At 42.2% G+C, this 372-nt stretch carries 1 protein-coding gene and 1 pseudogene; both read left to right on the top strand.

Annotation, left to right across the window (positions count from 1 at the left end; translation table 11 throughout):
- The coding region (locus AAHB90_RS32595) for an AraC family transcriptional regulator (RefSeq protein WP_342089507.1) at window positions 1-96 on the top strand (96 nt) is incomplete at its 5' end.
- A gap of 64 nt (window positions 97-160) precedes the next feature.
- Window positions 161-372, top strand: a pseudogene (locus AAHB90_RS32590) (hypothetical protein); the annotation flags it as partial.

Here is a 372-nt window from a genome sequence, read left to right as displayed (position 1 = left end):
TATGAGCTCGGATTTGAACATTCGCAAAGTTTCAGCAAGCTATTTAAAAACAAAACCAATCAATCTCCGATGGAGTTTAGGGCTTCGTTTACGTAAAAACATTCGTTTAAGGCAAATCAATTTAAGAATGGGAAAGGATTGATTTTATTAACTTTGCCCCATGCTAAATGAAGAAACGACTGGAATACCCGGACTGAATGAGGTGGACCTTCGACTCAAAGGTTTCAAAGTTCACGCCCTTCCGGAATCAACAGAAGTCCCGGTTAAAGCTGGGCGCCGCGACTTTTACAAAATGGGTTTGGTCAATGGCGAGATGACCATTAATTATGGCGGTCAGCTATTGGACATCAAAGGGACCGCACTGTTTTTCGT

The sequence above is a fragment of the Dyadobacter sp. OTU695 genome, from assembly GCF_038440355.1.
GTDB lineage: Bacteria > Bacteroidota > Bacteroidia > Cytophagales > Spirosomataceae > Dyadobacter.
Note: the sequence above shows the minus strand (reverse complement) of the source record. Positions and strands in the feature narration are given on the sequence as shown.